The organism is Streptomyces sp. NPDC088252 (assembly GCF_044740965.1).
Lineage (GTDB): Bacteria > Actinomycetota > Actinomycetes > Streptomycetales > Streptomycetaceae > Streptomyces.
Map to the genome: position 1 here is coordinate 143504 of NZ_JBIURS010000007.1, position 22802 is coordinate 166305.

Here is a 22802-nt window from a genome sequence, read left to right on the forward strand (position 1 = left end):
TCAGTCCAGGGCGGGCCGCACGGCGGGAGTGAGCAGGGCGGTCAGCTGGGAGATGTCGTCGAGGGCTTCGAGGTCGAGGACGGCGTTCTCGATGGCGGCCTGGCGGCCCGGGGAGACCACGGAGTGAGTCAGGCTGCGGTACTTGTCGACAATCTCCGCGTTGGTCAGGAAGCGGTCGCCGGTGCCGTGGGGGTGCCGGACGACCGCTTCGCAGACCCCGCCGTCTTTCAGGGTCAGACGCAATCGTGTAGTGAGCCTTTCATCGACCGGGAGCCGGTCGTACGCCTGTTCGTGGCGTGTTTCCGTGCGGTCGATCAGGTTCCACACGTCGTCGCGGTTGATCCGCCTCTCGGCGAACTGGTCGATGAGCACGTCCCCGTCGATGAGCGCCACCGCCACCGTGTAGGCCACGTTCATCTGGGCGCCGATCGGCTCGAGCGGCCGGACCGCCCGCCATCCTCCGTGTCCATAGGCGGCTTCCGGCAGGTCGATCTCGATCCGTTCTACCTGGTCGGCCGTCAGCTTGTGTTCCGACCGCAGGTGGAGGGCAGCGTCGATGGCGGCGTGCAGCAGGCCCATGGCGGCGTACGCCTTCACCGCGATGCGCTCGGTCTCCCAGACCACGCCCAGGCCCGCGGTGATCTGCCCGGCGTCGGGGCGGTGCCCCTCTCCGAAGGTGGACAGGAAGCCGCCGTACTCACGCTCGAAGACCCGCTTGATACCGACGTAGCCCGACGCTGCGAGCGCGGCCGCGGTCAGGCCGTTGCGCGCGGCGAAGCCGTGCTGCATCCGCTTGACCATCGACTCGAACTGCGCCGACATCAGGCCGCACGACTGGGTGGCAGCCATCCCCAAGGCGTCCTCGAACCCGGCGGCGTCCAGCCCATAGAGCGTCCCAGCAGACACCGCGGCGCTGTGGGTACCGAAGACCACCCCCGAATGCCAGCCGCGGGAGATCATCTCCAGGCCCCCCAGGGCCATGCCCACCCGTGGCCCCGTCTCATAGCCGAGGATCGCGCCGAGCAGGAAGCGGGACCCTGACACCTCACCGACGTGCGGGACCACCGCGAGCATGGCCGGCACGACCAGCGCATTGCTGTGCAACGGGGCGAGCGGGTGGTAGTCGTCGAGTTCGAAGCCCTGGATGAAGCTGGAGTTGAGCATCGCCGCCGACGGCGCGCTGGTCGTGCGGGCTCCCCAACCGATCAGCGCGGCGTTCCCGGCGTTGTCCAGCGCGGTGACCCCCTCGACACCTTTGCGGGAGACAGGGAGCCTGGCTCCGACCAGGGCACAGGCGACACCGTCGAGCAGCAGGTGCTTGGCGCGCTCGCGCACGGAAGGCGGCACCTCGCCCAGCAAGGTGCCGGCAAGCCAGGTGGCCAGCCGGCCGGTGGGACCTGCGGGGTCCGTGGGGTCGCCGCCAGCGTTGTCGGCCACCCTATCGGGCTCGGATCCGGAGACACTCATGGGCTTTCTGCACTCCTGCCGATTCCAGTGTGGTCCTGCGATCGCCATTGCTGACGGCCGCTCATGATGCCGCAGTGGAAAGCCCTCACATCGGCAGCCCTGCCCACCTGCCGCCTGATTCACTGAGATACCCGAGCGGATCGCCCTCACCTGCGCCTCCGGCCTCGGCGCCCAGTCGATTGCCGCAGGCCGACTGGGCGCCGCGTCCCACCCAGCGAGTTCCGTCAGGCACTCGTAGCCAGCGAATCACGAACCAAACATCAGCCCACATATCGCCCTCTGAGGGTCTCGGGGCGTTTGACGGTCTTGCCGACGTCGTAGCGAGGTGCCCTGCGTTTGTTCTTGGCGCCGGGTGGCCGTCCGGGCCCGATGCCTGTGGGTTTGGGAACACGGGTCGGGCAGGCGAGGTGAGCGCGGATATTCCTGAACCCCCGGCGGACCCGACCGGGCAGGGGTGAGCCGGTTGGAGGCAGCGGGCCGCAGGTGATCACCGGTCTGCCCCACATCCACCTGGTAGGCGCGGTCACCACGGATACGGGACGGGCCGCTGATCTCCACCGTGTGGCCCGGGTCGTCCGGTGCGAAGCCGTCATCGATGAGCCAGGCCGCGATCTCCGTGAGCTCATGGGCCACGAACGCCTGGTCGGTGTGCGGCACTCGACGGTCGAGCCACCCGAGGATGTCTACGGCGCTGATGGAAGGGGGCGGTTCCACTGGCTGATGGTCAGGGAGCGCGCCAGGACCTCAGACGATCGGCGATGTCGAAGGTGTCGAGCCGCAGGGCCTTGATGTCCTCGATCAGTTTCCCTGCACGTCGGGCCCGCGCCGTACGCCCTACCGCGTGGCGCTGGCCGGAGGGCACAGCGCCACGCGGTAGGGCGTACGGCGCTCCGGTCCTTCCCACCCGCCCCGCAGGGCAAGCCAGTTCAGATGTCACCCGATCGTGCATCAGACCCTGAATCCCCGCATCACCGGTGGCCGAATCCTTGCAAGGGCCAAGGTGAGTACCTGGAAATCCCAGGCCCGTTGACGTGCGAAAGTGACACACGTCACCGCTTTCGATAGACGGTTTCCCGTCCATCTTCTGTGATCTTGTCACTATTTCCGATCTTTACCTGACGCATACCTTCACTTTGACATCACATCAGTGATGCCGAAGTGAAGGTGAGAGGGTCGGAGATCATGACGGTTCACAGACCCGCGCATTGGCAGCGCGGGCGGCCTTGGCTCGCGAAGAACGTCCGCTGGACAGCGGGCGGGCTCGCCTTGGCCATGGCCATCACCCTGCTCGACGTGACAAGTTCCGGAGCAGCCTCGCCGCCTCAGGCCGCAGATGCGCCGAAGAAGGCGACAGCGACCCAGGCAGCGGACATACCCTCCGCCCGTGTCGCGGCGAGGCTGTCCGACAAGCGGGTCGAGGCGCTCTCGGAGCGCACCGAGACGTCCACGACATGGGCGAACAAGGACGGCAGCCTCACAACCGAGTTCGCAGCTGGTCCCGTCCGGTTCGAGCGGGACGGCAAGTGGGTCGACGTCGATGTGGAATTGCGTGAATCCGGCTCAGGCGTGGAGCCAGTCGCGCACCCGGAGGGCCTGCGACTTGCAGGGAAGACAGGCACGCCGGCGACGTCTCTCAAGGCCGCTCGCGAGGCCAAGGCCACCGACCTGGTAACGCTGGGCGAGGGTGACCAGCAGATCACCCTCCAGTGGAAGGGCGGCCTGCCGAAGCCGACGCTCGACGGGACACGTGCGGAGTACGTCAACGCCGTTCCCGGCGCAGACGTGGTCGTGGAGGCCACGCGCACCGGTTTCGAGCAGTTCGTGGAGATCAAGCGGAAGCCGACGACGGACAGCTACACCTATATCCTGCCGCTGAAGGCCAAGGGCCTGAAGGCCGAGCAACAATCCGACGGCAGCGTGCTCTTCACGGACAAGAAGAACAAGAAGACCGCGGTGATGCCCGCCCCAGTGATGTGGGACGCCACCATCGACCCGGTCTCCGGCGAGCACACCCGCCGAGTGCCGGTGGCGATGAAAGCCGTGAAAAAGGGCTCGACCATAGACCTGGTGGTCACCCCGGACGCGAAGTTTCTGGCCGACCCGGCGACGAAATACCCGGTGACGGTGGACCCGTCGACATCGGCGCTGTCGAACGTCTTCGACACCTACGTGCAGCAGGGCGAGACACGCGACTGGTCCACGGACGTCGAGCTGGACCTGGGCAACCCGGGTACGAAGAACGCCGACGGCACGTACCGCACTGCCCGGTCCTTCATCTCGTGGAACACCGCGCCGATCGCCGACGCGCTAGTGATGGACGCGAAGCTGTCGCTGTGGAACTTCCACTCCGGCAACTACACCGGTTCTTCGTGTCCTTTGCAGCCGTGGGAGGTGTGGTCCACCGGCGCCGCTTCGACGTCGTCGCGCTGGGCCGCGCCCAACCAGCCGACGTGGATCGCGACGAAGGCCACCTCCTCGGAGACACGGGGTAATGCCTCGTGCACCGCGCAGCCGGGCGGCTGGATCAACGCCGACGTGACCACGATGGTGCAGGAATGGGCGTCGGCCAAGGCGGCCAGGTCCCACATGGGCCTGCGCGCCTCCGACGAGAACGTCACGGGGCAGTGGAAGCGGGTCAACTCCGCCAACGCCGCGTCCAACCCGCCGAAGCTGGTCGTGACCTACAACTACCGGCCGCGCACGGGTACGAAGCAGGAAGCGGGCCCGCCGTACTTCTCCTACGGCGGCGCCTACACCGTCAACACCGTCACCCCGACGCTGCGCGACACGTTCGTCGACGCCGACGGTGACAAGGTCAACGGCACCTTCCAGGTCTTCGACAGCGCCACCAACACCCAGGTCGGCAACGTCCTCGTCTCAAAGTACGTGCCCTCCGGGCAGGTCGCCTCGGTGACCCTCCCCGCAGGTATGCTCGCGGACGGCAAGACGTACAAGTTCCGCACCTCCCCCTATGACGGCAGCCACTACAACGTGGGCTGGTCTGCGTGGAAGACGTTTACGGTCGACACCAAGGCACCGTCCGCTCCCACGAAGATCGCCTCGACGGACTACCCGTCGGACAAATGGGTCAAGGGCACAGGGCAGACCGGCACGTTCACCGTCACGCCGCCCACCGGCAGCGACCACAACTGGCTCGAGTGGTCCCTCGACGGTGTGACCTGGACCAAGGTCGCCACCGGTGGCTCCAGTGCCGACAAGGGCATCAGCATCGCTCCGCCGAAGGACGGCACCCACACCCTTCAGGTTCGGGCCGTCGACAAGGCCGACAACAAGTCGGAGGCCATCGACTACACCTTCCACGCGGGCCCCGGCGGGTTCATACAGCCCGGTGAGGGCGAGCGCACCGCACGCCGCCTGCCCCTGGTCGCCGAGGCCGATGCCGGCAAGTACGACAAAGTCTCCTTCTCCTGGCGCCGGTCCGAGGCCGACCCGTGGGTGAAGATCCCCGCTGCCGACGTCACCTCCGGCGGCACACCTCTGACCGCGTGGCCGGTACCGATGGCGGGCGGCAAGAACGCCGCTCTGGTCTGGAACGCGACCAGTACCGTCGACCCCGACGGCAGCGTGCAGATCAAGGCCGACTTCACCGGCCCCAGCTCCGCCTCGGGCAGCACCGAGCCGCTGACCGTCGTCGTGGACCGCAACGCCTCCGGCGCCTCGTCGGAGAACGTCGGCCCGGGATCGGTGAACCTGCTCACTGGCGACTACACCCTCTCCGCCACCGACGCCTCCGCGTTCGACCTCTCGGTCTCGCGTACCGCTTCGTCGCGTGCCCCGGACAAGGGCGTGACGCAGGAAGGCCAGGCGCCGATCTTCGGCAAGGAGTGGGTGACCGGCACCCTCGCGGAGATGACGGACTCGGACTTCTCCCACATCCGCAGGGTGTCCGACACGGCCGTGGCCGTCGTCGACTCCGAGGGTGAAGAGACCCACTTCACCGCCAACGTGGGCAAGACCAGCTGGATCCCCGAGCCCGGATCGGAGGATCTCACTCTCAAGGGCAGCGTGACCGGCTCGTTCACGCTCTCCGACACCGAGGGCACGGTGACCGAGTTCACCAAGCCCGACGCTGCGGCCACCACCTGGCAGGTCTCCAGTACCCTGCTGGACGGCCTCTCCAACTCCACCACGACCGTCATCTCCGAGACCGTGACCGTCGACGGCAAAAAGCTGGCCCGCCCCAAACGGATCATCGGCGCCACCTCGGCCACGACCACCGCCGCCTGCACCGCCGATCCGGTGACCAAGGGCTGCCGCGTGGTGGAGTTCGTCTACGCCACCTCCACCACCGCCACAGACTCAGTGTTCGGCGACTACAGCGGACAGGTCAAGGAGATCCGCCTGTGGTCCACCGCCCCCGGTGCCGCAGAGGCAACCTCCAAGTCCGCCCAGATGTACGGGTACGACAGCACGGGCCGCCTGCGCCAGGCGTGGAACCCGCAGATCAGCCCCGCGCAGAAGTCCGAATACGCCTACGACAGCGCCGGACGGGTCACCAAGTTCACTCCGCCTGGCGAGCTGCCGTGGACCTTCACCTACGGCAAGGCCGGCAACGCCGCCACCGCCGGTGACGGCATGCTCCTCAAGGCGTCCCGTCCCGGGCTGAAGCAGGGCACCGTCGACACCGTCGAAGGCGAGGCCCACTCCAGCGTCGTCTACGACGTGCCCCTGACCGGCACCGCCGCCCCGTACAAGATGGGCGCGGCGGACGTGAAGGCGTGGGGCCAGCTGGACACACCCACCGATGCCGCCGCCGTCTTCCCGGCCGACGCCGTCCCAGCGTCCCACACCGGCGGCTCGCTCACCTCCGGTGACTACAAGCGGGCCGACATGCACTACCTTGGAGTGTCCGGACGCGAGATCAACTCCGCCACTCCCGGCGGACACATCTCCACCACCGAGTACGACCAGTTCGGCAACACCGTCCGTGAACTGTCGGCCGCCAACCGGGCCGTCGCCCTCGGACTCACCACGGACGACAGGGCCGTCCAGGCCGACCTGGGCATCGCCCAGCTCCCTACAGGCGAACGCGCCGACCTCCTGGCCACCCGCTCCGTCTACAACGAGACCGGTACACGGGAACTCGAAGAGTTCGGGCCGCTGCGCCGGATCGACCTGACCACGGACCTGAAGTCAGGCACCACCACCCTCGTCCCGGCAGGCACCTCCGTGACCGCGCGGACCTGGACGGTCAACGAGTACGACGCCGGACGCCCGACCGACGGCACCGCCAAGGTCAAGGACCAGGTCACCAAGGTCACCACGGGCGCGCAGGTGCGTGAGCACCCTGGTGTGCAAGGCGAGCCCCGCGTGTCGCAGACGGTCTACGACTGGGCCAAGGGCCTGCCCACCCAGACCGTCCAGGACCCGGGCGGGCTGGCCATCACCACCAAAACCGAGTACGACGCCCAGGGCCGCACGGTCAAGCAACTCCTGCCGGGTGCGAACGGTACGGACGCCGCCACCAGGGTGACGACGTACTGGTCTCCCACCGGAACCGGCACCTGTGCCGGGCGCCCGGAGTGGGCCGACCTGGTCTGCTCCACCGGCCCGGCAGGCGCGATCACCGGCGGCGGCAGCAACCCGACCGGACTGCCGACCACCACCACCGAATACGACTGGTGGGGCAACCCCGGCAAGGTCACCGAAACCGCCAACGGCGTCACCCGCACCACCACGACCACGTACGACAACGCGGGCCGTCAGACCAAGGTCGCCATCACCGGCGGCATCGGCCAGGCGGTCCCCGAGTCCACCACCGAGTACGACCCGGCCACCGGTCAGGCCGTAAAGACCACCTCGCCGACCGGCGGCACCATCACCAAGGCATACGACAAGCTCGGCCGCCAGATCTCCTACACCGATGCCGACGGCGGCACGACCACCACCGAGTACGACCTGCTCGGACGGCCGGTCAAGGCCACCGACAACGTCCCCTCCACCGTCACCTTCACCTACGACACGGCCATCGAGCCGCGTGGCCTGGCCACCAGGACCACTGACTCCATCGCCGGCACTTTCCAGGCCACCTACGATGCCGACGGCTCGGTGTCGAGCGAGAAACTGCCCGGCGGTTACACCCTCAAGCAGACCGAGGACACCACCGGCACGGCCGTTGACCGGACCTACACCCGCGACAGCGACGGCACGATCGTCTACTCCGACACGGTGACCGAGTCCATCCACGGCCAGGTCGCATCCCACGCAGGCTGGTCCGACCAGACCTACCGCTACGACGCCACCGGCCGGCTCACCACGGTCGAGGACACGTGGAACACCGAGTGCACGCGCCGCAGCTACACCTTCGACGCGCGCACGAACCGCAAGTCCCTCACCTCGGCCACCGGTACGCCCGGCGCCGACTGCCCCACATCAGGAGGCACGACCACCAGTCACACCTACGACAGCGCCGACCGCATCGTCGACACCGGCTACACCTACGACGCGTTCGGCCGCACCACCGCCCTCCCGGGGAACGGCACCATCGGCTACTACGCCAACGACCTGGCCCATCAGCAGACGTCGGGCGGTAAGCGCCAGACCTGGCAACTCGACGCCAACCTGCGTTTCCGCTCATGGAAGGTCGAAGCCGGCAGCGGCACCACCTGGACACAGGAGCAGTCCAAGGTCAACCACTACGACAGCGACGGCGACAATCCCCGCTGGATCACCGAGGACACCACCACCGGTGCGTTGACGCGGAACGTCGACTCCGCCACCGGTGACCTCGCCGCCACCACCACCAAAACCGGCGGCACCATCCTGCAACTCACCACGATCCACGGCGATGTGGCCCTCCAACTGCCGCTTGACACCTCCAAGGCCCCCGTCGCCTTGGACAGCGACGAGTACGGCACCCCCCGCACCGGCCAGTCCGCCACCCGCTACAACTGGCTGGGAGGCAAGCAACGCTCCACCGAGACCCTCACCGGACTCACCCTCATGGGCGTCCGCCTCTACAACCCCACCACCGGACGCTTCCTGTCCATCGACCCCGTCTACGGCGGCGGAGCCAACGCGTACGAGTACGTCAACGGCGACCCGCTCAACCGCTACGACCTGGACGGAAAGTGGTGGAGCTGGAAGAAGGTCAAGCGCGGCTTCAAGCGCGCCGCCCGCCACGTCCGGAAGAACTGGCGGACCTACGCCGGATACGGCGCCACCGCCGCCTGCATCGTCGCGTCGGCCGGAGCCTGCGCCGTCGCCAGCGTCGCCGTCTTCGCCGCCACGTCCATAGCCGACGGCCGAGGAGGACGATGGCGCACGAAGAAGTACTGGAAGTCCACGGCCAAGTCCGCGGCATGGACCGCAGTCGGCGTCGGCGCGGGCCGTTTCGCCGCGGGCTCCTGGTGGAAGTCGAGTCGCGGATTCTCCCGAGGTGGCCGACACGCCGCAGGCCGGGGCAGCCACGCAATGAGGGTCTCCTACCGGCGCACGGCATGGAACTACGCGGGTAATTCCTGGACCGGCACACTCACCTGCGGGATGAGCTGGAAGATGCGTTACTGCTAGGCAGCTTCCAATAACAACCAGGGGTGCCGTACGATTCGAGCGGCACCCCTGGCAACTTTCCTACCCGTGCAGGATTGCAAGAGAATTAAGGAGGAAATTTAAACGCCTCCTCAATCGCACAATTCACACCAACGGCAGGCAATCGACCGTGCCGGACATGCACCACTGAGGATTACAGAATGCGCTACAGGAACAAGTTCATCTTCTCGACATCCATCGCAATGGTCGCAGTAATGATGGCTGTAGCCGTCTACTTCCTGTTCTTCGATTCCGGTGCACCAAAAGAGGTCTGGGAGGCATCTCTGGCCCTGTCCCTGCCGTGTGGGGTGAGCTGGATACTTATTCGCATCGGTATCACGCCGTTCATTGAATGGAGTGACACCGAGGTCACGGTGTGCAACCCTTTCTTCGCATACCATGCAGGGCTGGACACGGTGCGTCTGCTCGGCAGAGAGGGCAGGGGCGGCGCAATCGAGCTGGAAGGAATCGGGGTGGTGCTGCCATGGTCCATGACACGTTCCATCTTCGACGGCAAGAGAGCAAACGGATCGCGGCGGGATCTCAGGCATGCAGTACTTCGGGCACAGAAGGCCGTTGAAGCGGGCGAAGGAATCCCGGCAACGAGGAGATTTCGCTACGGATGGTTCGACATACTCATCGTCCCGATGCTGGCGGCTTTCGTCTGGGCTTTCTTGCCTTGAGGGCTTCCGTATAAGCCTTTCGAACCCAAACATTCAGCCCGTGTGCACTGGGTGATGTTTTCGGGCGGACGGCCGGTGACCATTGCGGTCATCGGCTAGCCGAAGGTCAGACCAGGGCTGCGGGTGGCAGCCAGCTTCTGCCTCTGAAACCTGGATCCACCGATCGGTGACGGGCTGCGGAAGGGCCTGACGCAGAGAGGTGCCCGCTGGGCGCCCTGCGGCTGCCGTTCCAAGCACTGCCGGACCGTGGAGTGCACCAAGAGCCGCTTGAGGCAGTTGCGGGAAGGTCAGGTCAGCGACCCACAAGGAAAATCCCCGCAGGTCACCGACCTGATCGACTACTGGGACACCAAGAAGATGGGATGGGGCGATCGCCGGGCGCTGTCGTGGCGGCACCCGGCGATCGCCCGCAACGCCGGTCCGGACAAGTCCCTGGCCATGGGCGGCGGTTCCTTCCACGGGACCTACTGGAGGCTGACGGAGAGCAGCTACCCGCGCGAGTACATGAAGGACGAGCGGCGCTTCGAGCTGATCGACACCGCGGTCGCGGTTCGATGCGTCATCCCGTTACCGCTGGCGGCAGCGGACCAGACGGCCTTCGGGGACGACGAGCACCACTACCTGCGCCTGGACAATCCCCGCTTCGACCCCCCGGTGCACGGGGCCGAGGTACAGCTCGGATCGCCCTTCCCCCCGCTCGATGCCTGTCGACGGCCGGGCCCATAGTCGTGCGTGAAGTATTTCAGCCGATGATCGCGACCGGAGCGTCCCATGCGTTGCGGTCGACCGTGATGGTATAACCACCCCGGGTTTCCTTGCTGTTGACCATGTACTGGTGACCACGACTGTGGTCGGTGAACTGAGTTGGTTTCCACGGCCAGTCTGTGGTGGTCGTGTTCTTCTTGTCCCACAGCGCGTACCAGAGGTTGCCCGGCAAGTCAGTCTTGTTCGTGGCGGTGGCGATGGCCTTTGCGCTGGAACTGCTGAAGCCGTAGAAGCCACCACGGTAAGTGGCGTTGCGTAGCGTTTTGGTGAAAGAGCGCACGTATGTCAGGACGGCGTCGTTGCACGCCTTGTCGGTGATGTCGTACGGCTCCATGTCCAAGTAGATCGGGCTGCCGGCTTTCATCCCGAGCGCTGATGCCTTGGCCACCGCGTCCTTGGCGTTACTTGCGCCGAGGGAGGCAGCCGTGGAAGAGGTGAACTTTTCCGGGTTCGCGCTCTTCTGGCAGGGCGGCTGCGCGCCGACGTAGAGCGGTATGAGCTTCCAGCCGGCGGCGTTGACCGACTTCACCCAGGAAGCGGTCAGGTTGGGCTGGGCGCAGCCACGGTTCTTTCCGCCGACGTAGACGGCGGCGGCGCCGTAGAACCCAGTGTTCCACGCTTTCATCGCATTGAGCGAGGGCGCCGTGCACGTGTCGAACGCTCGTCCAGTGTAGGTCTTCTGTACGGGCCAGGCGGTGGCTGCCATGGACGTTTGTGCCGCGATTCCGGCACCTGCGGCCACGACAGCACCCCCAGTCGCCCATGCAATGTAGCGGCTCTTTTTAGACAGTCGATGTCTGGACATTCCCCACCCCATATATAGCGCGACTCACGGCCGCATCCGACGCGCCCACAGATCGCGACCCGCACTGCGACACGGCCCTGCCGCAGCACGGGTGCAGCGTCTGCGCACACAGCGGCGCGGACCTGTGCTCCGGAAGTCCGAAGCGCATCGCACAATAGCCGACGCGGATGTCGTGACTGGGACGGACGCAGGGCTCTGGTGACAAGCAGAGGGACGGTTCGGGCCTTGACCCAAGGCCGGGTAGTTAGCGTTTTCGCTGGTCACGCAAGCCCGTTGAGGGATTCTCGGCGTGGAGCAACGGAGCCCGTCGGTACAGGCAGTCGTCCAAGACAGCTTGTTCCCGAGGAGGTCCGTTGCCGTTTCATCATGTCCTTTCGGCCCCGGTGGTGGCCATCACCCGTACGGTCACCGTGCAGGTGCTGGGCCGGCTCCGGGGCAACCGCCGCACTCCGGTGCTGACGCGTCTCGGCGACGGCTCGTACCTGTCGGTGATCGGTACGGAGAAAGTCCGTGTCATCGACGCGACCATCACGGTGACCTGCGCGGACGGGACCGTCTTCACAGGCTCCTACCGGCTGGTCACTACCCTGACCGACGCCCGCCACTACCCGGCGGCCGTGCTGGCAGGTCTCTACCACCAGCGGTGGGAACACGAATCGGCGTACTACGCGCTCCGCCGCACGATCACGAACGGGCGCGTCCTGCGTTCGGGCGACCCGGCCGGCGTCGAGCAGGAGATGTGGGCCCTGCTCACTCTCTACCAGGCCCTGCGGACCGTGATGGTCGAGGCCGCGGAGTCGCTGCCGGGCACCGACCCGGACCGCTGCTGCTTCACCGTCGCCCTCCAGACCGCCCGTGACCAGGTCGTCCAGGCCGCCGCCATCAACTGGCTTGCAAACTCAGGGAGATCACTGACTACCTGGCCTTGGGTGGTACGCCTTGCCGACGGAGGTGGCGTGCAGTGGGCGCCGGGCTCAGAGCTCAGCGTTGACGCTGACGGACTGGGGGCCGCGTTCGCGGTAGATGAATACCATCTCGTCTCCGCTGAGAACGCCGAGACTGACCGTTTCGCGTGTCTGCTGGACCAGGACGCGCAGGAGCTCAGGGGCCACGTCGGCGACATCGGTGGAGTGGACCGCGGCCATGGCGAGCCGGGCGGCCGCAGGTCCCAGTTGCCGGCGGCCGTCGGAGGTGTCGAACCACTTGGTCATTTCGAGCGGCGCCACGTCCTGCGTCCCGCGGGCCATCGCGAAATAGCCGTCCAGCCCGTCGGCTTCGACGGTGTCGCGGTGCCTGGTGGGCACGGCACCGACCATCACGCTGGTGTCCAGTACGTGGTCGTAGTACGAGAAGTCACCGGTCGGGACCTCGTGGATGCCGTCGTCGACGAGCCGGAGCCAGTTGGCGCGGCGCAGGCCGGCGGCGGTCTCCCGCCGGCCGGCCGCGGTGACACGGCCCTTCCAGTACCCCTCGACGGCCCTCTTCAGTTCCCGGTCTGCCCCTTGGCGGGGACAGCCGTACACGGTGGCCCGGGCTGCCGCGGCTGCGGACTTGCTGGTCACGGAACTCTCCTTCGCGAGCGTGTGTCCTGGTACGACCCCGGGACGGGTCGAAGACGCGAAGGCAGGACGGACCGGACGGAACCGCGGCGTCGTGCCGACGCGCGTGTGCCCTGCCCGATCCGTACGCCGACCCGCCCACGAGGTCACCGGGATCACCGGGCGCGTCCGACGCGCACGGGCAGTGGCAGGTCTTCGGACTCGTGGGCACGTCTCGCGCACGAGACACCTACTGGCCATCGCTTCCCGGAGCCCTTTCAGGGGCCAGTGCTTGATGACGGCGGTCGTTCCCACTCACCGCTGCGGGGCAGTCCCGGATTCCCACCGGGTTCCCTCTTGCGACGCGTCTGTCTGGCGGACAGGGCGAACCAGCTGCGCCATCCGACTATGCGCTGACCGCGGCCCCCGGCACCTCAGTTGTCCAGGCGAGTGGGGGCGGACCGGGGAAGCCGGCTCCGCGCAGCGGGGGACAGCGGCCGACCGCAGCGCAGATTCCACCGTCCCGAGCGGCCGCTGAGCCCGGTCAGGGTGAGCGGGGCGACATCCAGCCGCCAGAACGCCTCCGCCGGCAGAGCGAGCGCCCGTACGACCATCGCCCGCACCACGGCGGGCTCGACGACCGCCAGCACGCGGCCGCCCCCCTCGCCGTCCCCGGACTCAAGTGCCTCCAGCAGGCCGCCGATCCTGGCGCAGAACTCCAGCAACGATTCGCCGCCGTGCGGAGCCGCCGACGGATCGGTCATCCATAGCGACACAGCGTCCGGCTCGCTGCCGCTCACCTCGGCCAGTCTCCGTCCGCTCCAGCGGCCCATGTCCCAGCCACGGAGAGCGGGTTCGGGCCCGGCACGCAACCCCAGCGCGTCGGCGGTCCCGGCACACCGTTCGGACGGCCCGCGCACATACCGGTCGGCCGGTGGCACCGCCGCGGCGGCGGCACGTGCCCGCCGGGCCCCGGCCGCGTCCAGCGGGGCATCGTCGTCGATGCGGGCCTCGCGCAGCGCGGCGTTGAGCGCCGGTGAGATCAACATCAGCTGTACCGTCATGGCCCGGTCAACTCCCTGAACTGTGGCCTCTCGCGTGCGCCCACCATGGCATGCGGGCGCTGCGGCCCCGCCGACGGCGCCGTGGCCCTGTCCGCTCCCAGGGGGTATCGTCCGACGAACATGACGAAGGTGTGACGGAAGTCCGGTGAGAATCCGGCACGGTCGCGCCACTGTGTACCCGTACCCGTACGGGAAGTCAGACCCAGCACCTTCGTCTCAGGCACCACGATCGGGACGCGTGTTCCCTCAGGAGGTTCTGCCATGGCACAGAGTGCTGTCCCCGCCACCGCCGTACCGGCGATCACCCCCATCTCTCTGAAGTCCATCGCCTGGGCGGTCTTCTTCGGCATCCTCATGCTCGTACTGCTGTACTTCGTCGGCGCGGAACAGGGCGCCACCGCGGTCGTCTCCGGCGAGGGTGTCCACGAGTGGGTCCACGACGGTCGCCACCTCCTCGGTTTCCCCTGCCACTGACGCACCGTCCGATCCAGGGGAAGACCTCATGAACTCCATATCTGTCAGAGCCCTGCTCGTCCGCGGCATGCTGGCCGGCCTCGCCGCGGGCGCGCTCGCACTGGTCGTCGCCTACCTGCTCGGCGAGTCCCGGGTGGACGCGGCCATCGCCCTCGAAGAGTCGCACGCCCACGACCACGGCGGCGGTGAGGAACTCGTCAGCCGCACCGTGCAGTCCACCGCGGGTCTTGCCACCGGCGTGCTCGTCTTCGGTGTGGCGATCGGCGGGATCGCCGCCCTCGTCTTCTGCTACGCCCTCGGCCGGATCGGCCGATTCGGCCCACGGGCCACGGCCGCCCTGATCGCGGGTACCGCCCTGCTGGCGGTGTACATCGTGCCGTTCCTGAAGTACCCGGCCAACCCGCCGGCCGTCGGCAACCCCGACACCATCGGCCGCCGCACAGCCCTGTTCTTCCTGATGGTCGCCCTCAGCGTGCTGCTGGCGGTCGCCGCCGTCATCCTCGGCAAGCGGCTGGCTCCGCGGCTGGGCAACTGGAACGCGACGGTCACCGCATCGGCCGCCTATGCGGTCGTGATCGGGGTCGCCTACGCGTTCCTGCCCTCGTTCAACGAGGTCGGAAGGGATTTCCCGGCCACCCTGCTCTGGGAGTTCCGGCTCGCCACGCTCGCGGTACAGGCCACCCTCTGGGTGACTTTCGGTCTCGTCTTCGGCCACCTGACGGAACGGCTTCTCGTGCCGAGGGCCGACACCGTCGCGACGGGAGACGGTACGGCGAACCGGGCCGCCGCCGCAGCCGGCTGACCGGCGTACCACTCACCACCAGCGGAACGGCGGAACCCGCCGGGGGCCTCCCGGCGGGTTCCGCCGTCCCGCCCGACGCGACCGCACCCGGGAAACGGACGGACGCGCCCTCACTGCTCCTCGCTCTGCCGGCACCAATCGATCCGGTAGTACTTCAACTGCGCGTCCTCCTTCTCCAGGCGCATGCCGACGGCTGTCATGACGTGCTGCGACGCGAGGTTGTCCAGGTCGGTGTCACCGTGCACACAGATCACCCCCTGCTCGCGGGCGAACAGCAGCAGCGCGCGCAGCGCCTCGGAGGCGTAGCCCTTTCCCTGAGCCGAGGGAACGAGGCCGTAGCCGATCGTGACGTGCCCGTTCTCGTCCGGGGCGCCATGGAATCCCATCCCGCCGATCACGAGGGAGTCCCCACGGCGACTTATCTCGTACGAGCCGAAGGGGCTCGGATCCCCCGTCGTCGCGCAGGCGTCGAGGAAGCGCTCGGCCGCGGCCATCTCGCCGGCGGGCGGGTATCCCGGCGCCCAGCGGGCACCCTCGCCCGGCGTGCCGGCCATCACCTGCAAGGCGTCGGAGGCGCTCATCAGGCGGAGCAGGAGGCGGGGAGTCTCAAGGTCGGTCATGACCGAGTGAACTATCATGAGGGGCGGGCGCACGGCATCCGGATTGTCCGGGAGGGGTGTCCGCCGGGCAGCGGAACGGGGTCCTGCGCGGCCTGGTGGGCCCCGGCGAGCGCTGGGTGCAGCGATGTTCGGGATGGCGGCTGATGCCCGTCGCCCACCCCTCGCCCTTCGGCGACGCGAGCATGTCGCGGCAGGTCCGCGACGCCCTGCACGCCGTGTCCTTCGCTCCGGACGTGTCCGGCACCTCCGCCGACACGGACGACACGGGGGTCACCGCGTCCGAGGCCCGGGCGCCGGACACCGGGGCCCGGGCCTCGGACACCGGGGCCCGGCCGAACGCACTGCTGCGACAGCCGCCCGACCCGGCAATCGCCCGGGCCGAGGGCGCCCTCCTGACGGAATGGCCGAACCGTCTGTCGAACGCCCCTCACGACCGCTGAGAACCCGCACGACCGTCAGGCGCCGGTCCTCCGGTCACCGTCGAAGTCGAAGTCCCCGGAGAACGCCGCCGCCATCCGCAGATGACCGGTCGCCTCCGCGCTCCGGCCCTGGCGCTCGAGCGTGCGGCCCAGCATCAGCCGGGCGTACGGTTCCACCGGGTCGCGCTCCAGGACCGCCCGCAGCTCCGTCTCGGCCCTGCCGAGCCGCGCCGAGTGGTAGTAGGTCCGGGCCAGCAGCAGACGCGGGGAGACCTGCTCCGGCGCCTCCTCGACCAGCCCTTCCAGAATCCGGGCCGCAGTCATGTACTCCTTCGCCTCGAAGAACATCTGCGCACGGTCCCAACGCTCGGCGGCCGTACCGAACTCGAAATAGGTGTCGCTCACTTGACTCCTCCTTCACGGACCGTCCCCGGACCCGCCCTGCTGCTGACCGCGCCATGCGCTCGGTCACGCTTCACTGACCCGAACACAGCGCACTGGTTGAATATTCCACTAAATTATCGGCGTGGGCAACCGGCACCCCCGGGCCCGCGCGGGAATAGGTTGAGCGCCATGAGCAATCTCGATCGCCAGGCCGCACTCTCCGTCTGCGGAGGACGGGGTTTCGTCGTCGCCGAGCCCGTACGGGAACTCCTCACCCCCCGCCACGTCCAGCTGGGTGAGTCCACCGAGGTCCGCAGGCTGCTGCCCAACCTGGGCCGCAGGATGGTCGGCGCGTGGGCCTTTGTCGATCATTACGGCCCCGACGACATCGCCGGCGAACCAGGGATGCAGGTACCGCCCCACCCGCACATGGGTCTGCAGACGGTCAGCTGGCTGCACGACGGCGAGGTCCTGCACCGGGACAGCCTCGGCAGCCTGCGGACGATCCGCCCGCGCGAGCTGGGACTGATGACCTCCGGCCGCGCCATCAGCCACTCCGAGGAGAGCCCGAAGTCCCATGCGAGGTTTCTCCACGGCGCCCAGCTCTGGGTCGCCCTGCCGGAGGCTCACCGGCACGTCGAACCGCACTTCCAGCACCACACCGAACTGCCGACCGTCACCGCGCCCGGCCTCACCGCGACCCTGATCCTGGGTGGACTCGACGGCGCCACTTCGCCCGGCACCGCCTACACCCCGATCGTCGGCGCCGACGTGTCCCTGTCCGCCGGTGCCGAGGCCCGCCTGCCGCTCGATCCGGATTTCGAGTACGCGGTGCTCTCGATGTCCGGCCAGGCCGAGGTCGACGGCGTACCCGTGCTGCCCGGCTCCATGCTCTACCTCGGCTGCGGGCGCTGCGAACTCCCCTTGCGCGCGGACACCGACGCGGGTCTCATGCTGCTCGGCGGCGAGCCCTTCGCGGAAGAGATCGTGATGTGGTGGAACTTCATCGGGCGCTCCCACGAGGAGATCGCGCAGGCGCGTTCGGACTGGATGGTCGGCGCTCGGTTCGGGGAAGTGCATGGCTACGACGGAGGTCGGCTGCCCGCTCCTGAACTGCCGCCGGTGGCGCTGAAACCACGGGGAAGGGTGCGCTGAGACATCCCGTTTCGGTAAGGAAGGGCTACGAGGGCGACCGACTGCCCGCCCCCGAACTCCCGCCGGTGGCGCTGAAACCACGGCGCCGGGTGCGCCGACCTGGCGCTGTGCGGTCGCCAGCGGTCCCCGCCACGCGCCGTCACCGAGCCCCTTCGCCGAAACGGCGAAGGGGCTCGGGCGCGTCCGTCGAGTGATCAGTGGGCGCAGACGTGGGGGGCCGCGGCCCCCGCGGCCGGGGGCTCGCTCGCGGCGGCGGCACGCGCCACGTCGGCCAGCAGGCGCAGGCGTTCCCCGCGGTCCAGGTAGCGGCCCGCGACCAGGACGGAATCGATCCGCCGCGTATGACGGATGTCGGTGCGCGGGTCCGCGTCCAGGACCAGCAGGTCGGCGCGGTCGGTGGGCAGGCCGAGCATCCGAGCGGGCGCGGTGGTCGCGGCGTGGAGGACGTCCCGGGTGGGCAGTCCGGCCTCGGAGAGCAGCTCCAGCTCGTGGTGGAGGGAGAAACCGGGGACCGCGTAGCCGGTGCCGGTGTCGGTGCCCGCGAGCAACTGCACGCCGGCCCGGTGGAGTTCGGCGACGAGTCGCAGCCGGTGCTCGTAGATCCGATGGATCCTGGCGGTGTCCTGCGCGGTGCGGCCGGCGGTGAGGGCGGACCAGGTGGTGGGCCAGTAGCCGGTCATCCATTCGGGCAGATACTTGAACTCCGGTGAATCGGATTGGAGTTGGTCGGTGCGCTCCAGGGAATGGTGGACGGTGAGGGTCGGTGTGACGCGGGTGCCGTTGGCGGCGAGCCGGTCGAATAGGGCGCGGGTACGGCCGACGTCGTACGTCCGCACCGCCTGCCACTCCACAGCATTCACCTGCCGGAACCAGCTCGCGTAGCGCTCGAAGCTGGTGTGCAGGGTGGCGTCGATACGGACCTTCGCTATGGCCCGCCTGATCTCGGACTCCCGGGCGGAGGTGGCGAGGAGCAGGGCGTGGAGGTGCTCGATGGACTGCTGCCCGGCGTCGCTCGCGCGGGCGATGGGCAGGGTGTCGGGGCAGTGGCCCGCGTGGCGCAGACCCTGGCGGCGGGACTCGTCGGCGATCGCCTCGTACGCCTCGGGTGTGAGCCGTGAGTACACCTTGACGAAGTCGGCGCCGCTTGCCTTCGCCTCCCGTACCGCGCGGCGTGCGGACGGGGCGTCGGTGACCTCTACGACTCGCTCGCCGGTGTCATTGGCCCAGAGCGAGGGGCCGCCGTCGATGATCGAGCTGGCGATCACCCAGCGCGGGCCGAGGAGTTCGCCCGCGCGGACCTTGTCGCGCCACTCGTGGTGGACGGGTCCGCCCCACATCTCACGGACCGCGGTCACGCCGTTGAGCGGGAACAGGGGCGGCAGCACGCTCTCGGGCCCGTCGTTGTGGACATGGGCCTCGACGAGGCCGCCCGGGACGATGTACTTGCCGGTCAGGTCGTACGTCGTCGTCCCGCGCGGGATCGGGACCTCGGCCGAACGGCCGGTACGGGTGATGCGGCCGTCGTGGATGAGGACGGTGTGGTCGGGGCCCGCGCCGAGGACGGTGGCGTGGGTGAGGGCGATGGTGCCGCCGGGGTGCTGACCGGGTGCGGGCGTTGCGCGGTCCGGGGCCACGCGGGGGACGGCCGCCGCGGTCGGGGCGGCGGACAGGAGGGCGCCGCCGGTCAGGGCGGCCGAGGCGGCAAGGGCTTCGCGTCGAGTGGACATGGCACCACTCTGGTCCGGGACGGAGCCCCGATCACTGGCCCCAGGCCGTGAGTTGGGGGTGTTGGTGGCAACACCGTGGGGAGTGGTACTACAACGGACCAGGTTGGGTCTCAGATGAACAACCGGGTGCTCGATGTCATCGAGGAGAAACGCCGGGGCAGCCCACCACAGAGGGCGTCGACCCTGCGAACGACTCCAGCCCACCCGCGCACGGAAGCCCTCAGCCGCCGAATGTGGAAGCCGCGAGGGGAGCAGCCCACGCGTCAGTCTCCTCGGTGGGGAACCAGCCGAGGACGAACGACTCCGGAGCCCGGATCGGATCCGTTCCACGTGGTCGACCCACTCCACCTCTGGCACCGGCCCGGATGCCGGGACCGGTCGCACCGCGCCCCGCGCTCAGTTCCTCGCTGTCGGGCTCGGGTCGCAATCGGGGCGGGCGGGGCTGCCGGCTTCATGCACCGGACACCGATGGCTCGATACGGGACCAGTGACGCCCGTCCTCCGATCCTCTGACGGGGCCACGCCGGCGCCGCAGTGGCGTCCGGCCGTATCAGACGTGAGTGAGGAGACGCTCCAGCGGCCGGGGAACACGATCGAGGGGCAGGTGTGCGACCAGCGCCTGTGCGTAGAGCGCCTTGCGACCGCTGTGCGTGCCCATGAAGCGCCGCAACTGGTGTTCCACGGGCCGTTCCCGTTGTGCCGGCTGGCCCTGGAAGGTGTGGAAGGGGCGCATCTCGCCTTGGGTCTCGATCACATGCTGCACGCCCTCGGCCCCGACAGCGCGGATCAGTTCGTCCTCCAGGTCGGCGACGCACACATGGAACCCGAGTGTCTCCAGTTCGGCGTGCGCGAGACCGGACCCGAGCCCGACCCGTTCAAGATGACGCCGGAAATGCCGCTCCTCACCGATGTCGCAGAGACCGGCCAGCGGGAGGCCGAGCCCCGCAGGACCACACACGTCCAGGAAACGCCCGATGTTCGTCGCACCTCCGAGCGGTACCACCGCGACGCCCTCTGCACCGAGGTCGCGGCCGTAGCGCGTGGCCAGTGCTTCGAGCGCGACCTGATCACTGGTCCCCTCGACGAGCACGATCGTCCGCACACCGCCGCCGGCCAGCTCCCGCGCCACTGCGGCGGCCGCACCCGCCTCCGCCCCGCCGGCCGCCCACGCGACCAGCGCCAGGCGGAATCGCCTCAACTCGTCCACGAGACCTCGCTTTCCGACGCCATCCTGGCACGGTCGAGCGCGCGTGCGCACGCACGTCTTCCAGGGGGCAGCGCCGGTTCTGCGCTCGCTCCACGAGCAGTTGGACCGGTCCCGGACGTTGATCGACTCCAGCCACGTGCGGGCCGCTCGGCCGGGCCCAGCAGCGGGACGAGCCCGGTCGACCGTGCCCGACCGGGCAGCAAGCACGCCCTCGGTGATCCCCGTGGTCCGCCGCAGCCGGAGCCCTGCCTCGGCATGCCTCGCATCCGCCGACGCGAACGCGTCCTGACGGCCCTCGACGCCCTGCTGCGAAACAGCCAGGACATCACCGTCTCCAGCCTCGCCCGCGCAGCACGGGCCGAACACCTTCCCCCACTGGTACCTCAGACGGTGACCCGCGACTGTGCCGGGCCGAGGTAGTACACGGCGGTCTGTTCGGCGTGAAGGGCGAGCAGACCCTGCAACTCCTCCGCTGCGGCCTTGAGGAGGTGGCCGTCATCGGGGGCTCGGAGGGTTTCGAGGACGAAGGCCACATGTGTGGAGTCCTCGGTGACGCGGGTGCGGTGGGCGTCGCGATGGTTCCAGTGGCGGGTCAGGACGCCGGTGGTGTCCGCGTAGATGATCTCGCCGGGCTTGGGGTTCTCGACGGTGTCGGGTTCGCCGAGCGGGGTGAAGGATTCGGTGCCGTCCGCGTGGCGGATGTCGATGTCACCGGTGACGTGGTCCAGGTCGAAGGCGCCGGCCGGCAGGCCGTGCTGCACGGAGACGCCGTTGTAGGAGTCGACGACCGGGTTGATGCGCGGCAGGGTTCCCTTCTTTGCGAAGCGGCGGCCGAGCGCGTCGACGCTGGGGCGGATGCGGCGGGGGTTGGTGCCGAAGGAGCGGTAGGCGGCGTGCCACGCCTCGATACGGGGGTCGGTCTCGTCGGCGGGCTGCCAGGTGCCGTCGGCGAGTTGCTGCTCCAGGTCTTCGAGGGCGGCGGTTGTCCGGGGCCAGGGTTCGTGGCCGCACACGCCGGTGGCGGTGACCAGGGCGATGAGGGTGTCGGGGAAGGCGCCCGCGATGGCGGGGGCGAGGCGGAAGTCGGTCATGTGCGGAGGTTCCGTTTCATGTGCGCGTGCGGGGTCGTGGTCAGGGTTTCCAGGGGGCGATGCGGCCCAGGCGGCGGCGCTTCCGGCGTGCGGGGCGTCGAGGCACTGGCTGCGTGGGGGGAGGGGTGGGCTGCGGGCTCGCTCAGGTCAGGGCCAGGAGGCTGACGGCGACCGCGGCGGTACCCAGGCCGACGATTTGGCCGCGGTGGATGCGTTCGGCGAGCACGCTGCGGGCGAGCAGGACCGTGCCGGCCGGGTAGAGGGCAGTGATCACGGCGACCACGGCGAGGTCCCCGCTGCGGGCGGCGAGCAGGAACAACAGGTTCGCCACGGAGTCCAGCACACCGGCGGCTGCCGACATCGCGTAGGCGGGTCGCTCGGATCCGAGCTTGCTGAGCATCAGCCCTGCCGCGGCCAGGGTGACGGCCGAGGAGACCGCGCGGCCCACGATCAGCGGCGCCACCCCGCTGTCGGACGGCGCCTGGTGCAGAAAGATCAGCTGAAGGGCGATAGCGGCGCCCGCACCCAGGGCCAGCAGGAGCGCGGTACGTGAAGGTCGCGCCGACCCGGTGCTGTCTCCGGCGCTGACCAGCACCACCGCCACGAGTGCGAGCGGGAGACCCACCAGCCCGGCGGCGCCCAGGTGCTCGCCCTGCAGCAGACCCACACCGACGGGGAGCGCGGCGGACACCACGGCGGTCACGGGTGACAGCACGTTCATCGGGCCGATCGCCAGGGTGCGGTAGAGCAGGGTGAACGCGGCGGCCGAGGCGACCCCGGACGCGGCACCCCAGCCGAGAGCGCCGGCGCTGAACGAGGCGCCCAGGAGCGGCCACAGCAGCATCTCGACCGCGAGGCTGGCCGGGGCCGCGATCATCACGGTACGCAGCACATGAGTCCTACGCGCGCCGAGACCGCCGAGGAAGTCTGCGCACCCGTAAGCGAGTGAGCTGCCCAGGGCCAGCAGCAGAGCGATCACGGAACATCCCTTACCATTTCGGTGGAATGACTGAACCGTACAACGGATCGACCGGGTCGTGTCAACCAAAC

The 22802-nt window shown here is 68.8% G+C and carries 16 protein-coding genes, 3 pseudogenes and 2 riboswitches; of the genes and pseudogenes, 8 read left to right on the plus strand and 11 right to left on the minus strand.

Translation table 11 applies throughout. From position 1 onward, the window contains the following. Both ACIOHC_RS16635 and ACIOHC_RS16640 read right to left on the minus strand, forming a co-directional pair. Positions 1-1437 carry an MmgE/PrpD family protein gene (locus ACIOHC_RS16635; RefSeq protein ID WP_401843046.1) on the minus strand — a complete coding sequence of 479 codons (1437 nt, stop codon included), beginning with the start codon at positions 1435-1437 and terminating at the stop codon, positions 1-3. 290 nt (positions 1438-1727) lie between these two features. Beyond that, a pseudogene (locus ACIOHC_RS16640) lies at positions 1728-1916 on the minus strand (transposase); the annotation flags it as partial. Between the two features lie 823 nt (positions 1917-2739). Here ACIOHC_RS16640 and ACIOHC_RS16645 point away from each other — a divergent pair. From ACIOHC_RS16645 to ACIOHC_RS16655, 3 genes are all read left to right on the plus strand, one after another. Continuing rightward, the gene (locus tag ACIOHC_RS16645; protein WP_401843155.1) at positions 2740-9000 is read left to right on the plus strand and encodes a DNRLRE domain-containing protein; all 6261 of its coding nucleotides are present in this window, start codon (positions 2740-2742) and stop codon (positions 8998-9000) included. A gap of 179 nt (positions 9001-9179) precedes the next feature. Continuing rightward, positions 9180-9701, plus strand: coding sequence for a hypothetical protein (locus ACIOHC_RS16650; RefSeq protein WP_351085677.1), 522 nt, complete (start codon positions 9180-9182; stop codon positions 9699-9701). 267 nt (positions 9702-9968) lie between these two features. Continuing rightward, the gene (locus ACIOHC_RS16655; protein WP_351085675.1) at positions 9969-10427 is read left to right on the plus strand and encodes a hypothetical protein; all 459 of its coding nucleotides are present in this window, start codon (positions 9969-9971) and stop codon (positions 10425-10427) included. Positions 10428-10443: 16 nt separating this feature from the next. On the opposite strand, the gene ACIOHC_RS16660 is transcribed toward ACIOHC_RS16655, so the two are convergent. The 3 genes and pseudogenes from ACIOHC_RS16660 to ACIOHC_RS16670 all read right to left on the minus strand — a co-directional run bounded on the left by ACIOHC_RS16660 (position 10444) and on the right by ACIOHC_RS16670 (position 13873). Beyond that, a complete protein-coding gene (locus ACIOHC_RS16660; RefSeq protein WP_351085674.1) occupies positions 10444-11271 on the minus strand; it encodes a glycoside hydrolase domain-containing protein in 828 nt (275 codons plus the stop codon). 1187 nt (positions 11272-12458) lie between these two features. After that, positions 12459-12833 (minus strand): annotated as a pseudogene (locus ACIOHC_RS16665) (5-methyltetrahydropteroyltriglutamate--homocysteine S-methyltransferase); the annotation flags it as partial. Positions 12834-12998: 165 nt separating this feature from the next. Next, a riboswitch (cobalamin riboswitch) is annotated at positions 12999-13218 on the minus strand. Between the two features lie 25 nt (positions 13219-13243). Continuing rightward, positions 13244-13873, minus strand: coding sequence for a histidine phosphatase family protein (locus tag ACIOHC_RS16670; protein WP_401843047.1), 630 nt, complete (start codon positions 13871-13873; stop codon positions 13244-13246). 109 nt (positions 13874-13982) lie between these two features. Beyond that, positions 13983-14131: riboswitch (adenosylcobalamin (AdoCbl) riboswitch) on the plus strand. A 3-nt stretch (positions 14132-14134) separates the two neighbouring features. Here ACIOHC_RS16670 and ACIOHC_RS16675 point away from each other — a divergent pair. Further along, positions 14135-14347, plus strand: a complete 213-nt coding sequence (locus tag ACIOHC_RS16675; protein ID WP_401843048.1) for a CbtB-domain containing protein — start codon at positions 14135-14137, stop codon at positions 14345-14347. 28 nt (positions 14348-14375) lie between these two features. Beyond that, positions 14376-15149, plus strand: coding sequence for a CbtA family protein (locus ACIOHC_RS16680; protein ID WP_351085666.1), 774 nt, complete (start codon positions 14376-14378; stop codon positions 15147-15149). Between the two features lie 110 nt (positions 15150-15259). Here the strand turns inward: ACIOHC_RS16680 and ACIOHC_RS16685 are convergent, their stop codons facing one another. Further along, on the minus strand, positions 15260-15769 hold the full coding sequence (locus ACIOHC_RS16685) for a GNAT family protein (protein ID WP_351085664.1): 510 nt from the start codon (positions 15767-15769) through the stop codon (positions 15260-15262). A gap of 56 nt (positions 15770-15825) precedes the next feature. On the opposite strand from ACIOHC_RS16685, the gene ACIOHC_RS16690 reads away from it, so the two are divergent. Beyond that, positions 15826-16209 (plus strand): hypothetical protein, encoded by a 384-nt coding sequence (locus ACIOHC_RS16690; protein ID WP_401843049.1) that lies wholly within the window; start codon positions 15826-15828, stop codon positions 16207-16209. Positions 16210-16224: 15 nt separating this feature from the next. Here the strand turns inward: ACIOHC_RS16690 and ACIOHC_RS16695 are convergent, their stop codons facing one another. Continuing rightward, complete coding sequence (locus ACIOHC_RS16695) at positions 16225-16593, minus strand: tetratricopeptide repeat protein (protein ID WP_351085660.1); 369 nt, start codon at positions 16591-16593, stop codon at positions 16225-16227. A gap of 168 nt (positions 16594-16761) precedes the next feature. Here ACIOHC_RS16695 and ACIOHC_RS16700 point away from each other — a divergent pair, with 168 nt between their 5' ends. Further along, a complete protein-coding gene (locus tag ACIOHC_RS16700) occupies positions 16762-17727 on the plus strand; it encodes a pirin family protein (RefSeq protein WP_351085658.1) in 966 nt (321 codons plus the stop codon). 194 nt (positions 17728-17921) lie between these two features. Here the strand turns inward: ACIOHC_RS16700 and ACIOHC_RS16705 are convergent, their stop codons facing one another. Next, positions 17922-19454, minus strand: coding sequence for an amidohydrolase family protein (locus ACIOHC_RS16705; protein WP_401843050.1), 1533 nt, complete (start codon positions 19452-19454; stop codon positions 17922-17924). Positions 19455-20004: 550 nt separating this feature from the next. Continuing rightward, positions 20005-20661 (minus strand): ATP-dependent endonuclease, encoded by a 657-nt coding sequence (locus ACIOHC_RS16710; protein WP_351085654.1) that lies wholly within the window; start codon positions 20659-20661, stop codon positions 20005-20007. A 94-nt stretch (positions 20662-20755) separates the two neighbouring features. Here ACIOHC_RS16710 and ACIOHC_RS16715 point away from each other — a divergent pair. Further along, positions 20756-20895: pseudogene (locus tag ACIOHC_RS16715) on the plus strand (IS5/IS1182 family transposase); the annotation flags it as partial. Between the two features lie 149 nt (positions 20896-21044). On the opposite strand, the gene ACIOHC_RS16720 reads toward ACIOHC_RS16715, so the two are convergent. Both ACIOHC_RS16720 and ACIOHC_RS16725 read right to left on the minus strand, forming a co-directional pair. Next, on the minus strand, positions 21045-21752 hold the full coding sequence (locus ACIOHC_RS16720) for a phenylalanine--tRNA ligase beta subunit-related protein (RefSeq protein WP_351085652.1): 708 nt from the start codon (positions 21750-21752) through the stop codon (positions 21045-21047). Between the two features lie 142 nt (positions 21753-21894). Next, a complete protein-coding gene (locus ACIOHC_RS16725) occupies positions 21895-22731 on the minus strand; it encodes an EamA family transporter (protein ID WP_401843052.1) in 837 nt (278 codons plus the stop codon). Positions 22732-22802: the final 71 nt, after the last annotated feature.

What these genes read in the sequence shown, in the direction of transcription:
- ACIOHC_RS16675 (WP_401843048.1), top strand. Translation starts at nt 14,135, where the DNA reads ATGGCACAGAGTGCTGTCCCCGCCACCGCCGTACCGGCGATCACCCCC.
- ACIOHC_RS16685 (WP_351085664.1), bottom strand. Translation starts at nt 15,769, where the DNA reads ATGACCGACCTTGAGACTCCCCGCCTCCTGCTCCGCCTGATGAGCGCC.
- ACIOHC_RS16720 (WP_351085652.1), bottom strand. Translation starts at nt 21,752, where the DNA reads ATGACCGACTTCCGCCTCGCCCCCGCCATCGCGGGCGCCTTCCCCGAC.
- ACIOHC_RS16650 (WP_351085677.1), top strand. Translation starts at nt 9,180, where the DNA reads ATGCGCTACAGGAACAAGTTCATCTTCTCGACATCCATCGCAATGGTC.
- ACIOHC_RS16680 (WP_351085666.1), top strand. Translation starts at nt 14,376, where the DNA reads ATGAACTCCATATCTGTCAGAGCCCTGCTCGTCCGCGGCATGCTGGCC.
- ACIOHC_RS16700 (WP_351085658.1), top strand. Translation starts at nt 16,762, where the DNA reads ATGAGCAATCTCGATCGCCAGGCCGCACTCTCCGTCTGCGGAGGACGG.
- ACIOHC_RS16705 (WP_401843050.1), bottom strand. Translation starts at nt 19,454, where the DNA reads ATGTCCACTCGACGCGAAGCCCTTGCCGCCTCGGCCGCCCTGACCGGC.
- ACIOHC_RS16670 (WP_401843047.1), bottom strand. Translation starts at nt 13,873, where the DNA reads ATGACGGTACAGCTGATGTTGATCTCACCGGCGCTCAACGCCGCGCTG.
- ACIOHC_RS16660 (WP_351085674.1), bottom strand. Translation starts at nt 11,271, where the DNA reads ATGTCCAGACATCGACTGTCTAAAAAGAGCCGCTACATTGCATGGGCG.
- ACIOHC_RS16645 (WP_401843155.1), top strand. Translation starts at nt 2,740, where the DNA reads ATGGCCATCACCCTGCTCGACGTGACAAGTTCCGGAGCAGCCTCGCCG.